The 14,172-nt window shown below is 67.3% G+C and carries 15 protein-coding genes and 2 pseudogenes; 9 read left to right on the forward strand and 8 right to left on the reverse strand.

The window, feature by feature from the left end; genetic code table 11:
* Positions 1 to 193: 193 nt before the first annotated feature.
* Positions 194 to 1,384, forward strand: a pseudogene (locus tag KBY78_RS16370) (DUF3427 domain-containing protein); the annotation flags it as partial.
* Positions 1,385 to 1,453: 69 nt separating this feature from the next.
* Here KBY78_RS16370 and KBY78_RS16375 read toward each other — a convergent pair.
* Together KBY78_RS16375 and KBY78_RS10180 are read right to left on the reverse strand one after the other, a co-directional pair.
* Entirely contained in the window at positions 1,454 to 1,849 is a 396-nt protein-coding gene (locus KBY78_RS16375) for a DUF86 domain-containing protein (RefSeq protein ID WP_399215689.1), read from the reverse strand.
* Positions 1,794 to 2,183 (reverse strand): nucleotidyltransferase family protein, encoded by a 390-nt coding sequence (locus tag KBY78_RS10180; protein WP_255143503.1) that lies wholly within the window; start codon positions 2,181 to 2,183, stop codon positions 1,794 to 1,796. The genes KBY78_RS16375 and KBY78_RS10180 overlap by 56 nt, the downstream gene beginning before the upstream one ends.
* A 51-nt stretch (positions 2,184 to 2,234) precedes the next feature.
* Here KBY78_RS10180 and KBY78_RS10185 point away from each other — a divergent pair, with 51 nt between their 5' ends.
* Both KBY78_RS10185 and KBY78_RS16380 read left to right on the forward strand, forming a co-directional pair.
* The gene (locus tag KBY78_RS10185) at positions 2,235 to 2,705 is read left to right on the forward strand and encodes a DUF3427 domain-containing protein (protein WP_399215682.1); all 471 of its coding nucleotides are present in this window, start codon (positions 2,235 to 2,237) and stop codon (positions 2,703 to 2,705) included.
* Positions 2,702 to 2,860 carry a hypothetical protein gene (locus KBY78_RS16380; RefSeq protein ID WP_399215684.1) on the forward strand — a complete coding sequence of 53 codons (159 nt, stop codon included), beginning with the start codon at positions 2,702 to 2,704 and terminating at the stop codon, positions 2,858 to 2,860. The genes KBY78_RS10185 and KBY78_RS16380 overlap by 4 nt, the downstream gene beginning before the upstream one ends.
* Here the strand turns inward: KBY78_RS16380 and KBY78_RS10190 are convergent.
* The 4 genes from KBY78_RS10190 to KBY78_RS10205 all read right to left on the reverse strand — a co-directional run bounded on the left by KBY78_RS10190 (position 2,833) and on the right by KBY78_RS10205 (position 5,765).
* Positions 2,833 to 4,134: a type II toxin-antitoxin system HipA family toxin gene (locus KBY78_RS10190; protein WP_255143504.1), complete on the reverse strand. Its 1,302-nt coding sequence runs from the start codon at positions 4,132 to 4,134 to the stop codon at positions 2,833 to 2,835. The two genes, KBY78_RS16380 and KBY78_RS10190, sit on opposite strands and share 28 nt — an antisense overlap.
* Positions 4,135 to 4,136: 2 nt before the next feature.
* Entirely contained in the window at positions 4,137 to 4,478 is a 342-nt protein-coding gene (locus tag KBY78_RS10195; protein WP_071934319.1) for a helix-turn-helix domain-containing protein, read from the reverse strand.
* A 451-nt stretch (positions 4,479 to 4,929) separates the two neighbouring features.
* A complete protein-coding gene (locus KBY78_RS10200) occupies positions 4,930 to 5,310 on the reverse strand; it encodes a hypothetical protein (RefSeq protein ID WP_255143505.1) in 381 nt (126 codons plus the stop codon).
* Positions 5,307 to 5,765: a hypothetical protein gene (locus tag KBY78_RS10205; RefSeq protein ID WP_255143506.1), complete on the reverse strand. Its 459-nt coding sequence runs from the start codon at positions 5,763 to 5,765 to the stop codon at positions 5,307 to 5,309. The genes KBY78_RS10200 and KBY78_RS10205 overlap by 4 nt, the downstream gene beginning before the upstream one ends.
* A gap of 175 nt (positions 5,766 to 5,940) precedes the next feature.
* Between KBY78_RS10205 and KBY78_RS10210 the strand changes: the two genes are divergently transcribed.
* Both KBY78_RS10210 and KBY78_RS10215 read left to right on the forward strand, forming a co-directional pair.
* A complete protein-coding gene (locus KBY78_RS10210) occupies positions 5,941 to 6,426 on the forward strand; it encodes a thioredoxin family protein (RefSeq protein WP_255143507.1) in 486 nt (161 codons plus the stop codon).
* Entirely contained in the window at positions 6,423 to 7,244 is an 822-nt protein-coding gene (locus KBY78_RS10215; RefSeq protein ID WP_255143508.1) for a cytochrome c biogenesis CcdA family protein, read from the forward strand. The genes KBY78_RS10210 and KBY78_RS10215 overlap by 4 nt, the downstream gene beginning before the upstream one ends.
* Positions 7,245 to 7,297: 53 nt before the next feature.
* Here KBY78_RS10215 and KBY78_RS10220 read toward each other — a convergent pair whose 3' ends face one another.
* Complete coding sequence (locus KBY78_RS10220) at positions 7,298 to 8,920, reverse strand: YdiU family protein (RefSeq protein ID WP_255143512.1); 1,623 nt, start codon at positions 8,918 to 8,920, stop codon at positions 7,298 to 7,300.
* A gap of 211 nt (positions 8,921 to 9,131) precedes the next feature.
* On the opposite strand from KBY78_RS10220, the pseudogene KBY78_RS16385 reads away from it, so the two are divergent.
* The 4 genes and pseudogenes from KBY78_RS16385 to KBY78_RS10235 form a co-directional block, all read left to right on the forward strand.
* Positions 9,132 to 9,328 (forward strand): annotated as a pseudogene (locus KBY78_RS16385) (hypothetical protein); the annotation flags it as partial.
* 215 nt (positions 9,329 to 9,543) lie between these two features.
* Complete coding sequence (locus KBY78_RS10225; protein WP_006173036.1) at positions 9,544 to 9,777, forward strand: hypothetical protein; 234 nt, start codon at positions 9,544 to 9,546, stop codon at positions 9,775 to 9,777.
* 61 nt (positions 9,778 to 9,838) lie between these two features.
* Positions 9,839 to 10,756 carry an HlyD family efflux transporter periplasmic adaptor subunit gene (locus KBY78_RS10230; RefSeq protein ID WP_255143509.1) on the forward strand — a complete coding sequence of 306 codons (918 nt, stop codon included), beginning with the start codon at positions 9,839 to 9,841 and terminating at the stop codon, positions 10,754 to 10,756.
* Positions 10,757 to 10,854: 98 nt separating this feature from the next.
* Positions 10,855 to 13,209, forward strand: coding sequence for an HAD-IC family P-type ATPase (locus tag KBY78_RS10235; RefSeq protein ID WP_255143510.1), 2,355 nt, complete (start codon positions 10,855 to 10,857; stop codon positions 13,207 to 13,209).
* Here the strand turns inward: KBY78_RS10235 and KBY78_RS10240 are convergent.
* On the reverse strand, positions 13,190 to 13,951 hold the full coding sequence (locus KBY78_RS10240; RefSeq protein WP_255143511.1) for a SulP family inorganic anion transporter: 762 nt from the start codon (positions 13,949 to 13,951) through the stop codon (positions 13,190 to 13,192). The two genes, KBY78_RS10235 and KBY78_RS10240, sit on opposite strands and share 20 nt — an antisense overlap.
* Between the last annotated feature and the right edge of the window lie 221 nt (positions 13,952 to 14,172).

A 14,172-nucleotide genomic window follows, 5' to 3' on the forward strand; every position in this document is an offset into this window, starting at 1 on the left:
AGAGGCTGGCCCGAGCAATAGCTTTTTCAGGAGGCCCTACTTCGGACTCCACGACGGCACCGATCTCTCCCAGATCGAATGGCGCCGCAACGGCTACGCCACCGAGGCCCTCTCCAACCTCTACACCGCCGACGACGCCCGCCTGCGCCTGATCCTGCGCGAACTCGGCGCCATGATCACCCATCTGGACTCGATGCGGGCCCTGGGCTTCTGCGTGAGCGTGGAGCACGCCCACTGGATGGCCCGCAAGTTCGTGGCCGCCGGTCTGCGTGCCGCCGCCCTCGATGCCTCCAGCCCCCGCGACGAGCGCGCCGAGCAGATCCGCCGCCTGCGCGCCGGCGAGCTGCAGATCCTGTTCGCTGTGGATCTGTTCAACGAAGGCCTCGACATCCCCGAGATCGACACGGTGCTGTTCCTGCGCCCCACCGAGAGCCACCTGGTGTTCCTGCAACAGCTCGGCCGCGGGCTGCGCCTGCACCCGTCAAAAAGTTGCCTCACGGTCTTGGACTTCATCGGCCAGGCCCACCGCAACTTCCGTTTCGACCTGCGCTACCGCGCCCTGCTCGGCGGCAGCCGCGACCAGCTGAAACAGCAGATCGAAGCGGGCTTTCCCTTCCTGCCGGCCGGCTGCAGCCTCCAGCTCGATCGCGTCTCCAGCGAGCGGGTGCTGGCGAACCTGCGCGAGTCGCTGCCCAGCCGCCGGCCCCAGCTGCTCGCCGAAGCCCGCCGCCTCGACCGCTGTTCCCTGGCGGCCCTGCTCGACGGGCTCGGCATGGAGCTGGGGGAGTTCTACCGGGTGGCGGGGTCGTGGGCGCTGCTGCAGCGGGAGCTGGGGTGGGTGGCCGGGGCGGCCTCGGGGGAGCCCACGGCGGATGAACAGCGGCTGGGGCGTGGCGTTGGGCGTTTGCTCCACCTGGACGACACCGACCGCCTCTCCTTCCTCCTGCAGGGTCTCGCCCACAGGCAGCCGCCTGTGGTGCAGAGCCTGAGCGAAACGGACCGCCGGCGTTGGCGCATGCTGCTGCTCCAGCTCTGGGGAACGTCGCCGGATCGCCTTGCCCTGCAAGACGCACTCGACCGTCTCTGGGCCTGTCCAGCCTTTCTCGACGAGCTGCACGAACTGTTCACCCTCCTGTTGGAGCGCACCGACCACCTCGCCCCTCCCATGGACTGGGAGCAGCCCGTGCCCCTGGCCCTTCACGCCCGCTACAGCCGCGCCGAGATCTACGCCGCCTTCGGGCTGATCACCGATACCCAGCAGGCCACCGGCCAGTCAGGGGTGTTGTTTGATCGGGCCACCCAGTGCGACGTCTTCTTCATCACCCTCAAGAAGTCCGAGCGCCTCTTCTCCCCCACCACCCGCTACAATGATTACGCCATCTCCCCGCTGGAGTTCCACTGGGAGAGTCAGAGCAAAACCCAGGAAGCTTCCGCCCCTGGCCAGTCTCCATCCTCAGCTCGGGTTGAGCTCCTGCAGCAAGGCACGGCAATGGTCCTTGAGGCTGGGCAGATCGACCTGAATGGCACCCCAGACAAGGCGATCACTCACATTCAGATATTCATGCGTGAGAAGATTGCGAAAGTCGATGATCTGCCTGCCCTCCGGAATGGAAGCGAACAGGGCTGGCGACCTCCGGGAGATCACCTTGAGCGCTTCTCCAATGATGATGAATTCCCGCTCCACTGCGGAGCGAATCAGGCGGCTTTGACCATAGGTCTCGCTATTGAGGCCGACGGTGGCTTCCTCGATAGCGGCGGCTGCCTCAATGATGTCATTGAGATAGGCAGATGGATCACGCTGTATAGAGCATCTGCTTGTCAGCCTCGATCGAAGCCTTGATATAGGGATTGCGAACCGCGTCTGCCATCACCAGGTCAACCTGGGCTGGGAGTTGCAGGCGAAGCTCATTGAGCAGGCTGAAGTACGCCTTGTAGAGAGCTCCTGCATCGCAGGGCTCGAATTCCACCAGCAGGTCGATATCGCTCACGCCAGGTTGGTAGTCGGAGCCCACGACAGATCCGAAAGCATGCAGGCGCGCCACACGATGGCGGCGGCAGGCTTTGGTGATTGGCTGGCGTTGCTGTGAGGTGAGTCCGATAGCCATGACTTCATTGTGGCGTGCCTTCACCGAGGCCAGCACGTCCAGCATCCTCTCCAGCTCGTCGATGACGGCCTGCTCCACCTCGATGCCCCCGGCTTCGATCCAGGCAGCGAACGCCTCTGGCACATTCTGATGGCCCAGCTCTGGGCCGCCGCCGACCTCCGCTCCGAGCTGGTGGAGCTGTGCGAGCTGTTGCTGGAGCGCACTGACCACCTGGTGGCACCCCTCACCTGGCCGTTCCTGGCCGCTGGCGAACCAGCGCCCCCGGTGCCCCTTGGCCTGCACGGCCGCTACTCCCGCGCCGAGGTGTTCGCCGCCTTCGGCTTGCTGAACGACGCCCGCACCTTCCCCGGCCGGGAAGGGGTGTTCTTTGATGAAGCCACCCGTTGCGACGTCTTCTTCATCACCCTCAAGAAATCCGAGCGCCTCTTCTCCCCCACCACCCGCTACAACGACTACGCCATCTCCCCGCATCAGTTCCACTGGGAGAGCCAGAGCCTCACCCGTGAAAGCTCCGCCACGGGCAGCGCTACATCCACCACCGCTCACGCGGCAGCCGGGTGCTGCTGTTCGTGCGAGAGGAGAACAAACGGTGTGGTGTGACGCTGCCGTTTCTGTGCCTGGGCTTTGCCGAGTATGTGAGCCACGTAGCCGAAGGCTTCTGCGCAGCAGTGGGCGAGCGGCCGATGGCGATCCGCTGGCGGCTGCAGCGGGCGATTCCGGGTGCCTTCTATCCGGAGCTGGCGGTGGCGGTGTGAGCATCGAGATTCAGCCCCGCATACAGAAATGCCCCCCGAACGATCTCGCAGTCGGCCTGACTGACGCCAACGCTGCGCAGGGTGCGCTCCCACTCCACCGCCACGGTGGTGAACACCCTCGTCGCGATCGCTTCCGCCTCCTCCCGCTCCAGGAGGAACCATGCGGCCCCAGCCACGATCGTGCCCCGGTGGGCCCAACGGCTGGGTAGGCCGCCCTCCAAACCGCAGACCATGGCCAGATCGCGCCGGGTCTCGGTGCGCATGGTTCCGGGCGTGAGGTCGTAGGCGGGGCTCAGCCGCCAGCTCGTGGAGCGGGCCAGCAGGGCATGGTTGCGCGGGTGGTCATCGAGATTGGACACCGCCGCGTTGAAGCAGATGCGGCTGAAGAGTTCGCGCAGATCCTCGGCGGGCAGGTCGCTGGCGCGCCGGAGTTCATCGGCCAGCAAGCGATACGACCACTTCTCGCGATCGGTGGCGCTGTCTTCGGCCCGCAGCAATGTGAGGGCGCTCACCATCCTGTGGCGCCGATAACCATCCCCACTCCATTCACGATCGAAGCGCTTCACCAGCAGCACATCTGCCTCCCCCACCCGAGTGAGCCGGCTTTCCGCCACCTGCAGCCCGCACTGCCGTGCCAGCAGCAGCAGCGCGTGCTCCACCTTCGGCTGGTTCCATTTGTCGCTGGGTGCAGGGAACTTGGCGAGCCAGAGGGCACCGTCATGCTCCACGGTGGTTTTCGGCCGGGCTCCACCCATGGAGGTGCCGCCCCCCTGCAGCAGCTCATCCGCCTGATCGTGGACGGAGCCTGCTCGGTGAGGTTGATCCGTGAGGATCGCATTCGCCGCCTGCTGGATGCGTTCCAGATCGAGCGTGCGGTTGAAGCGTCGCTGCGGTGCCGGAGGTTCGACGTTGCGGCCAAAGCCGAGCGCGCCAGCGCGATCATCCGGCCCCAACAGCAGCAGATCGAAATCGCTGGGCTCGCCCAATCCGCCGTGGCGGGCGATCACCTGCCGGCCCCAGAAATCCGGCAGCGCATCACGAAGCGCCCCGAAGAAGCCCCCCATACGGCCGGTCTGAAACGGGCGTGTCCCCAGCTTCAGCTCCACCGGGTCGAGTTCGACGGCCTCAGGCCGCTCCCGATAGCGACGGCCGTAGACGAAGGCGCCCACCCTGCGGCCCTGGCGATCCTCCTGAAGCTCAAACCGACCGGCCGTGACGAACTGGGTGTCGCCAGGCAGCACCACATAGACAAAACACGCCTGGTCAGCAGCCATGCTCAGAAGTCGTCATCCAGCCGGCGCCAGCGGGGGGCCTGTTTCGGGCTGCGGGCACCCTCCAGGGCCTTGCCCTCCTCATCCCGATCCGGATCAGCCAGCTCGGCGACCTGATCAAGCAGCCCGAGAGCCCAGAGGGCCCCGAGGTAGGCAGCCACGGAGGTGCCGGCCTTGCCCTTCTCCACATCGGCCACCGTGTAGCGCGTCACCCCCATGCGCTCGGCCACATCCTCCAGGCGCCAGCGGCGCCGCAACCGGGCCGTGCGGATGTTCCGACCCAGGCGCTCCAGGCTCTGCTCCAGGGCCGCAGGCGGATGACGCACGATGGCGCTGGCTTGGGCCATTGGCTTCGAGAAATCCATCAGAAGTTGTCTGATGGCATCCTAAAGGGATCTTCTGGTGCTTTGCAGCGACACTGTCCGCTCACAATGGGTTGACCAGGGGCAGCTGCCCCTGGACCGGCCGCAACGGTTGTGCTGACGGGTGGTTCAGCTGCTACGCCCCTTGGCTCTCGATCCTGATGGCCCAGCTCTGCGGCAGCGGCCGCCATCCGCGCCGAGGTGTTCGCCACCCCCTGCTTCGCGGAAGCCTTCGGCTAAGTACGAGAGGAGAACAAACGGGGTGGTGTGACGCTGCCGTTCCTGTGCCTGGGATTTGCCGACTATCAGAGCCACCAGGGCGAGCGGCCGATGGGAATCGCTGGTGGCTGCAGCAGCCGATCCCGGCGGGCTGGATCGGCTCGAGCTATTCGGATCGGCGGCGAAGGGCCTGTTCAACCGTTGCCTGCCGCCCCCCTCAACCATCGCCAAGCAATTGCTTCACAAGAGCGACCAGTTCCTTCTTCGTGAAACTCTCCAGGGGAGGCGGGGGCGGGGTGACGCCATGGTGCTCCAGAACCTTGGCCAGAGAAGCCTTCTGCAGCTTCGAGCAGCCCTTGATCCCGTGTTCCTTGCAAAGCCGCTTCAGGCTCGCCACAGACTGCTTCAGGAAACTGCCCTTCCCCAGCAGGGCTTTCGTGGCCTGAGCTCCTGCTGACTCGGGATCCTGCAGGGACTGCAGAGCAGTTCCAGTCCGCTGGAGATGCGCGCTCACCCGCCGGTACACCCGGGCATCGGTGCCCGCCAGGTCCCGGTTGGTCTGCTCCAGAAGATCGGCGATCGACGGCCCCGCGCTCATGGCCGCTCGCCGAGTTGATTGGATGGAGTCCGCACCGCATCTGCTTCTGAAGCCAACGCCGCGGCCCTGGCTTTCACCGTGCGCCAGCGCTTGGCCTGCTCGATCAAGCGGCGGAACATCTCCACGAGCCAGAAGCCGCTCTGGCGCTCGCTCTCGTCAATGAGCCCCACCATCGCGTCGCCCGTTTCCTCCAGTTCACGGATCACCGTGCCGAGCTTGGCGTTCAGGGCATGAAGCCGGGCCTTGGCCCGCGCCTCGTCGGCCAGATCCGCCTCCAGCTCCACCAGTTCGCGCTGAAGCTCGGCAATCACCACCCCCCGCCGGTCGCTCTGCGCCTTGAGGATCCCTCGTGAGCGGTTGGCCGAGACGAGGGCTGCGCGGCATTCCTGGTACGTCGTCTGAAGTGCCTCCGCATCGGGCGTGACCGGAAACTCTGTGGCCGAGCGAAGAGGCACCGGGATTCGTCCAGCTGGCTTCAGGTTGCCCAATCCTGGCGGGTCTTGCCGTGCCTCTTCACGCAGCACGAACCCAGCCAGACCGACCGGCTGCTGGTGACGTGACCTGGCCCTGGGGCCGTCAATCCGCCGGGAAGGTTCGCCGGTAGATCAGGCGAACGACGACTCCGCCGCGATGTCCCTGTCCCTTGCCGCCCTGCTGCTCACCGTCGGCAGCTCTCAGCCCTTCGGCCTGCCTGACTCGGTCTCTGTCGGCGCCCCACCCCGGATCCCGGCTGCCGCAGGCTGGGTGGCTCAGAAACAGACGGGGGCCCTCGCCCCCTCCCTGCAGGGCAGACCCGTAGTGGTCGACATCTACGCCAGCTGGTGTCCCGCCTGCCGCACCATCGCCCCGACCCTCCGCTCTCTGCAGCAGAGCAAGGCCGGCAAGGCCACCTTCGTAACCTTGGACGTGTCCGATGCCGCCACCTTGAAGGCCTCCCGTGAACGGGCCCGGGCGCTCGGACTCGGCGAGTTCCTGGAAGCCAACCGCAGCCAGACCTCCCTGGTGGCGGTGATCGACCCGGCCACAGGCACCACGGCGAAGACCTTCCGGGCCAGCACCGATGCAGCGGCCTACACCGCGGCGATCAACAAGGTTCAGGCGATGATCCGGCGATGATCCGCTCCCCCCTGCGCCGCAGAGGGGCGGCGGCTCTGGTGCTGCTGGCCCTGACGGCCCTGGCGGCGGGGCTGGCTCTGCATGGGCTGCCGCAGCTCGGCGCCCGGCTGGATCAGGCGATCCTGTCCGCGTCCCAGGCCTACGCCGAATGGTTCGAGGCCCGGAGCCCCTCCCCCACCGTGGTTCCGCTGGCAGCGTTCGCCGGCGGGCTGCTGGCCAGCGTGTCGCCCTGCGTGCTGGCGATGCTGCCCCTCAACCTCGGCTTCATCGGCACCCTCGGTCCGCTCAGCCGGCGGCAGGCCGTGGTGCGGGTGGGAGGCTTCGTGGCCGGCACCGTCACGGTGCTGAGCCTCTACGGCCTCGTCGCCTCGTTCGCCTCGGCCGTGGTGGTGGACCACCGCGGCCCGGTGCATCTGGCCGTGGGGCTGGTCATCCTGGCCATGGGCCTCCATCTGGGGGGCTGGCTGCCGCTGCGCCTGCCCCGCATGCCCGAACTGCCCCCGTCCGGTGGGCCGTTTCTGGTGGGCATCGGTTTCGCCCTGGTCAGCTCTCCCTGCGCCAGTCCGGTGCTGTTCTCGGTGCTGGCCGCCGCTGCCGCCACCGGCTCCGGTGTGTTGTCCGTGATCACGATGGTGAGCTACGCCCTGGGGTACACCGCCCTGATCACGGCCACCAGCCTCTGGGCCGGCCTGATGGGTGCCTCCCGGAGGCTGCTGCACCATGGCGCCACGCTCACCCGTCTCAGTGCCCTGGTTCTGCTGGTGGCCGGGGGGGCCTACGTCCTCCAGGGTCTGATCTGGAGCCTGCGGAACGGGTAGTCGCTGCCGGCTGATCGGCACGGCGCCACTCCGCAGGACTGAGCGTGATCAGCTCACGACGAACAGCTGTAGTGCGACACCCCCCCGGCGTTGAAGAATTCCCTGGGCTTCAGGCGGTCGTACGTCGCCTCCACCTCCGCTGATTGCTCGTCGTAGGGATGGCTGAACACCTCCTGCAGGTCCTGGATCAGGCTGGTATCCCCTTGCGCAGCCTGTTCATAAGCCGGTGCGACCAGCCACTCACGCCAGGTGTATTTGGGATTGGTCCGTTTCATCGCTGCGGATGTCGCGTTGAGTTCGCCGGCAGCTGCGAGGCGATCCCGCCAGCGTTGCAGCCAGTGCGTCCACTGCGCATCGAGCTGCTCAGAACTGGGGAGATAGAAGCTCTCCTTCAAGGTTGCGAGTTGCTCTGGAATGTCAGACAGCTTGCGGAAGACCATCGTGTAATCGGCCTTGGCGAGCACCATCAGCTCCAGCAGCTCGTCCACCAGAGCGGCGTCGTAGGTGGGCAGGCCGAGCTTCCTGGCCCACATGGCCTCGAGCGCCTGCTGCATCGCTGCGGCGAAGCCGTCGCGGATCGCATCCAGCCGTGCCAGGGCCTCGGTGTTGCCCTCGAGCAGCAGCCGCAGGGAGGCCCAGAACATCTGGTAGTTGGCCTCGGCCGCCACCGGTTGGTTGAAGAAGCTGAAATGCTCGCCGCCTCCGGTCCAGGGCTGAAAGCGGGGATCGAACAGTTCGCAGAATCCGAAGGGTCCGTAGTCGAGGGTGTAGCCACCCGCCGCGCAGTTGTCGCTGTTGAAATTGCCCTGGCAGTAGCCCACGCGGATCCAGTTCGCCACAAGAGAGGTGAGCCGTCCGCGGAACAATCCCGCCAGCTCCACCACCTGATCGCTGAAGGGCAAACCCGGATCAATCTCCGGCTGATAGTTCCGCTCGATCAGGTGCGCCACGATCATCCGCAGCTCGTTCAGCGCATCCGGGTGCGCACCGCTGCGGGCGCGACGGGCGAACAGCTCCAGCTGGCCGACCCGCAGAAACGAGGGGGCCACCCGTGTGGTGATCGCCGCTGGGTTGTCCACCAGGATGTCGGGATCGAACGACCGGGAGTTCGGCGAGTACCAGGGCCTGCGCACCCTTTCGGCCCGCGACATGTACAGCGTGAGCGAGCGTGAGGTGGGCACCCCCAGGGCGTGCATGAACTCCTGCGCCAGAAACTCGCGCACGCTGGAGCGGAGCACGGCGCGTCCATCGGCGCCCCGGCAGTAGGGCGTCGGGCCACCGCCTTTCAGCTGCATCTCCCAACGCCGGCCGTTGAAGACGCCTTCAAACACGGAAATAGCTCGGCCATCGCCGTAGCCGTTGCCGGTGCCGAACGGGCACTGCTGGATGTATTCGCTGCCGTAGATCGAGAGGGCATAACCAGTCGCCCAGCCGAACGGCCGCATCGGCTCCCGCGCCACGCTGATGTCGCCGGAAAACAGACGGCGGAACTGCTCGTCGTGGGCCAGCGCCTCGCTCAGGCCTAGGTCCTGGAAGAGGGTTCTGCTGTACGCCACCAGCTCCGGCGTTGGAATCGCCGTGGGCATCACCGGCACGTAATGACCGGAGAACACCTGGCGGGGCTGGTGATCGTGGCCATCGCCGCTGGCCTGAGGATCCGCATGAAGTGAATCCATCAGCGAATAGTCGGCCCGTTGTGCAAACTCCGCGAAGGTGGTGGTCGTCACTCCTTTCGTCACTGTTGTCGGCACTGGTCTCTCGGGGTGTTGAGCTGCCTGGGCATGGCCCTGACGCTGGGGTCATCATCCTGGCGAGCCTGTTGCCTTCAGCGGCGACCTTGCAAGTGTCACGCCGGTTGAGGCTGCGTTCGAGCCTGAACTCGGCCGGCGCGAAGGCGTGTTCTGTCACCAGCCCACCCTCACCGACCTGCTGTTCATCACCCTGCGCAAGAGTGAAGCCCTCTTCTCCCCTTCCACCCGCCACCGGCCAGCGGACGGTTCCGCTGCCGGGGTGTTGCCAGCCATGAAAGCCACGAGGGCGAGCGAGCGATCCCGGCGACATGGCTGCCGGTGATGGGGTGGGCGGGGCGGTCTGGCGTTTTGGGGCCAGCCTGTTTGACAGGTTGGCGCAGAAATCGGCGCTGCAGGATCTTCTGCTCACCGGATCCTCAGCAAGGTGAGCGCCCTCGTGATCGCCGGCCACACCCTGTCACAACTGTGGGGTGGTGTCCACGGAGAGCTTCGGTAGCGTCGGCCTCACTCCTGAACCCTGGTCACCAAGGATGTCGGTAAAGCGTCGATTGGCCCGTGCCCTCGTGCTGGCAACTCACCTGCTGTGGATGGTGCCGGCTGAGGCGCAGGACGCGAAGAAGCAGGCTGAAGCCAACCGTGATCGCTGCAGGAACGGCGTCCTGATCGGCGGTGCCACCGGTGGTCTGCTCAGCCGGGGCAGTGTCGTGAACAGGCTGGGGGGCGCGGCCATCGGGGCCACGGCGGGCTGCGTGATCAACCGGGGCGTGAACGAAGGCAAATGACCCTCGTGGCCGCCGCGCGGATCCTCGGGTCCCATCCCTGAACGGCACGGCTACGGTGCCCATGAAAGGAGGCGTTGTGCAAGCCCCTGACCCCCGACCCCGGAACAAAGCCCCTCGCCTCACCGCCATTGGCGGCCGCAGCGGTCCACCTCCGCAGGGGTGGACCCTTGGCTTTGGAGCTCTGGCGCTGATGGTGATGGCCGGTGGCCTCACCTATGGGCTGCGCTCCAGCGGGCCGTTCAAGGAGCTGTCGTGGCCCGGCCGGTTGGAGCTGGCGGGGGAAACCCTCAAGCTCGCCGGACCGGTCACGGCCGCCGGCAACAGCCCCCGTCTGATCCAGCTGCTGGGGAAGGAGGGCGAATTCGTTGAGCGCGGCCAGCTGCTGGCCCAGTTCGACACCGGCCCTGCCCTCCATGCCGAGCGTCGGCTGCTGCAGAGCCGCTATGCCAGCCTCAGCCGCCAGGCCGGCAGCCTTGAGGCCGAGGTGGACCGCTACCGGCCGCTGGTGCAGGCCGGTGCGCTGGCCCGCGCCGATCTGCTGGAGCGCGAGCAGCAGCTGGTCGAACTGCAGGCCGGCGTCAGCGAAACCCGCCAGGCGATCACCCGCACCGACGCCGATCTGGGGAACAGCGAATTGCGTGCCCCCGTGGCCGGCAAGGTGATGCGCCTCTACGCCCGCGTCGGGGAACGGCCCGGCGTGATGGGCATTCTAGAGCTGAGCACCAGTGACCGGCTCGAGGCCGTCGCCGAGGTCGCCGACAGCGACCTCGCCCGCATCAACCTGGGCCAGGCCGCCCGGATCAACAGCCTCAGTGGCGCCTTCCCCGGCACCCTCTCGGCGCGGGTGAGCCGGGTGAGCCCTGCCGATGGGGCCCGCGGCGACGGTGTGGTGGAGGTGCGGCTGGACCTGGCCCCCGCCGACGCGCGGCGCGTGCGCAAGCTCGCTGGTCTGCGCACGATCACCCACTTCGCCTCCTGAGCCGCCAGCTTGGATTTGGTCGGAATCGACAGAAAGGGCAGGGATTGATCGCCCTGGCCGGCAGATCCCGCTAGAGGGAAGGCACGAGCGGAGCCGAGATGAGCTGGCTGGAGCCCACCAACCTGCTGCTGCTGGCCTGTGCCCTGATCTATGGCGTGATCGGGGAATGGGTCGATGGCGGCATCCTGCTGGTGTTCGTGGTGGGCATCAGCCTGCTCGATGCCGTCCAGCAGCAGCGCAGCAACCGTGCCCTGGCCGAGCTGGCCCGCCTGTCGGCGCCCCGCGCCCACGTGCGCCGCGACGGCCAGGAGCTGGACCTGCCGGCCGAGCAGGTGCGTGTGGGCGATCTGCTACGGCTGGAAGAAGGCGATCGGGTGGCGGCCGATGCCGCCCTCAGCGAGGGGGTGGGGCTGTGGCTGGATGAGTCCCTGCTCACCGGTGAATCGCTGCCGGTCTCCCGCTCCACGCCCGGGGAGCGGATCCTGGCGGGTTCGCTGGTGGCCAGTGGCCGCGGCTGGGCCGAGGTGGTGGCCGTGGCTGAGGCCACCGAACTGGGCCGGCTCGGCAGCAGCCTGGCCACGGTGCAGCCGCCACCCACCCGGCTGCAGCGCCAGACCCGTCGCCTCACCGGGCGCCTCACCGTGCTGGCGCTGGGGCTCTGCGCGGCCCTGGCGGTGATCCAGGGAGCGATCAGCGGCGACTGGCCCCAGGCCCTGCTCGCCGCCCTGGCCCTGGCCCTGGCGGTGCTGCCCAACGAGATTCCCGTGGTGCTGGCCCTGTTCCTGGCCCTCGGCGCCCTGCGCCTGGCCCGGATCGGGGTGCTGGCCCGCTGGCCCGCGGCGGTGGAGAGCCTCGGCAGCGCCACGGTGCTTGCCGTCGACAAGACCGGCACGCTCACCGAGAACCGCATGGGGGTGCAGCAACTGCTCACCTGGCCGCAGCTGGAGGGTTGGCAGGCGGGGGAGCCCCTGGAGGAACCGGTTCATCAGCTGCTCGAGCTGGCGGTTCTCGCCAGCCGCGGTGATCCGGTGGATGCGATGGAACTGGCGATCCAGCGTCTGGCCGCCGACCATCTCGGCGGCACCGAACACCTCCATCCCGACTGGCCCCTGGAGCGCGAATACCCCCTGCAGAGCGATCTGCTGGTGTTCTCCCGCCTCTGGCACGACGGCGACGGCGGCTTGCGGCTGGCCGCCAAGGGAGCTCCCGAGGCGATCGCCGATCTCTGTCACCTCGATGCCGGGCAGACCACCGCCCTGCTGGCCGCCGCCGATGAACTCGCCGCCAGGGGTCTGCGGGTGCTGGCGGTGGCGCGCGGGCTCGATGGCGTGCCGGTGCACGAGGGTCAGCCATCCGCAGGTGGCGACGCTCTGCCGGACCACGTGCACGGCTACCTGTTCGAGCCGGTGGGCTTCCTGGCCCTGGCGGACCCGCTGCGCTCGGATGTGCCGGCGGCGATCGCCACGGCGCGGGGCGCTGGCGTTCGCGTGGTGATGATCACGGGAGACAGCCCCGTGACGGCCCGCTCGATCGCCGATCAGGCGGGCTTGCCGCCCGGTCCGGTGCTCTCCGGCCCGGAGCTGGACGCCCTCACGCCACAGGACCTGGCTGTCAGCATCCGCGAGGTGGCGGTGTTCGCCCGGGTGATGCCCCAGCAGAAGCTGCAGCTGGTGCGTGCGCTGCAGGCCGCCGGTGAGGTGGTGGCGATGACCGGCGATGGCGTCAACGACGCCCCGGCCCTCAAGGCCGCCGACATCGGCGTGGCGATGGGCAAGCGCGGCACGGCCGTGGCGCGGGAATCCGCCGATCTGGTGCTGCTCGACGACACCTTCAGCGATCTGGTGGCCGCCCTGGAACTGGGCCGGCGGGTCGACGCCAACCTGCACCGGGCACTGGGTTACACCCTCGCCATTCACCTGCCGATCGCCGCGCTCGGCCTGGTGCCCCTGCTACTGCCTGGCCAGGCCCTGATCCTGCTGCCGGTGCACATCGCCCTGCTCCACCTGGTGATCGATCCGGCCTGCACGGTGGTGTTCGAGGCGCTTCCCGCCTCACCGGGCCTGATGCGGCAGCCTCCCCGCCCGCCGGAGGCTCCCCTGTTCGGGCCCGACACCTGGCGCCATTCGCTCACCCAGGGCGCCGTGGTGATGGTGGCCGCCCTGGTGCTGGTCTTCTGGCCCGAGGCCGACGCCGCCACCCACCGCAGCCTGGTGTTCTCGCTGCTGCTGCTCGCCGGCGGTGGGCTGGTGTGGCTGAACGGCGATCCCCACAGCCGCATCACCGCCGCCGGTGCCGGCATCGGCCTGGGGCTCTGGCTGTTGCTGCTGGCCATTCCCGGATTGCAGCAGCTGCTCAGTCTCGCCCCGCTGCAGCCCTCCGGGATCCTCACCGTGATGATCACCACAGCACTCGCTCTGCTGCTGGCGGGCCTGCTCAACCGCCGACTGGCCTGAAGCCGCCATCGGATGTCCCTTGGTCGCAGGAAGCGTCAGCGCTGGCTTTGGCTTGATCCTCCCAGTCAACCCAATCAACGCAGTGGGCTTTGAGATAACAGCTGACGGCCTCCCCAACCGTGGCAAAAAACCGTTCTTCTCCAAATTGTGAGAACAGCCCAAAGCGCTTGAGCTTGTCTTTAACGGGATCTTTCATCTCGGCGAAACCGAGCATGATTCCGGCCTTCGCCAAGGTGTGATCCAGTTCATCCAGAGTGTCTGCAGAGGTGACATCGATGCTGGTGACAGGCTCAGCCTCCACGACGAGCCAGTTCACCTGAGTTGGTGATGACTCCAGGGCCGTCATCACCCGATCCCGGAAGAATTCGGCATTGGCGAAAAACAAGGGCGCATCCCACCGGAACAAAACCAGCCCAGGGACCAGGCGTGACTCCGGGTAACGGCCGATGTCGTGATAGCCCTTGACACCATCGACCCGTCCCAGGACAGCGGAGTGTGGACGCCAGCCATCCCAGAGAAACTCGATCACGGCAATGACGATCGCCAGCCCGATGCCAGGAATGGCGCCAAAGACAGCGACTCCAGCCAGGCAGACCATCGACAGCCAGAACTCCCAGCGCTGCATCCGATAGATGCGCCAAAGATCAGCCACCTCGATCAAGGTGATCGCTGAAGCAATCACCACCCCTGCCAGCGCGGCTGTTGGCAGGTTTCGCAAAAGGTTCGGCGCCGCCAGGAGCAACGCGGCGACCCCCCACTTTCAGGAAAGAAGTCCGCTCGGTCTGACCCATCCACCAGGGGGCCTTACCGACGACCATGAAACCGATCTATGACCAGAGCAGCGTCCCAGCAAGTGGTGTAATTCAGGAGGAGCAGCACCGGCGTAGCCGGTGCTGACGGCTCAGCTCTTCAAGCGTCAGTCGTGGCAAGAGGTGGGCCGGTCTGTGACCCTGTTCGGAGCAC

It is taken from the genome of Synechococcus sp. EJ6-Ellesmere (genome assembly GCF_024345875.1).
GTDB lineage: Bacteria > Cyanobacteriota > Cyanobacteriia > PCC-6307 > Cyanobiaceae > Regnicoccus_A > Regnicoccus_A antarcticus.

Excerpts from the sequence above, each read along its gene's own strand:
- KBY78_RS10185 (WP_399215682.1), top strand. The coding sequence starts at position 2,235 with ATGGCCCAGCTCTGGGCCGCCGCCGACCTCCGCTCCGAGCTGGTGGAG.
- KBY78_RS10190 (WP_255143504.1), bottom strand. The coding sequence starts at position 4,134 with ATGGCTGCTGACCAGGCGTGTTTTGTCTATGTGGTGCTGCCTGGCGAC.
- KBY78_RS10195 (WP_071934319.1), bottom strand. The coding sequence starts at position 4,478 with ATGGCCCAAGCCAGCGCCATCGTGCGTCATCCGCCTGCGGCCCTGGAG.
- KBY78_RS10200 (WP_255143505.1), bottom strand. The coding sequence starts at position 5,310 with ATGAGCGCGGGGCCGTCGATCGCCGATCTTCTGGAGCAGACCAACCGG.
- KBY78_RS10210 (WP_255143507.1), top strand. The coding sequence starts at position 5,941 with ATGTCCCTGTCCCTTGCCGCCCTGCTGCTCACCGTCGGCAGCTCTCAG.
- KBY78_RS10215 (WP_255143508.1), top strand. The coding sequence starts at position 6,423 with ATGATCCGCTCCCCCCTGCGCCGCAGAGGGGCGGCGGCTCTGGTGCTG.
- KBY78_RS10220 (WP_255143512.1), bottom strand. The coding sequence starts at position 8,920 with ATGGATTCACTTCATGCGGATCCTCAGGCCAGCGGCGATGGCCACGAT.
- KBY78_RS10230 (WP_255143509.1), top strand. The coding sequence starts at position 9,839 with ATGAAAGGAGGCGTTGTGCAAGCCCCTGACCCCCGACCCCGGAACAAA.
- KBY78_RS10235 (WP_255143510.1), top strand. The coding sequence starts at position 10,855 with ATGAGCTGGCTGGAGCCCACCAACCTGCTGCTGCTGGCCTGTGCCCTG.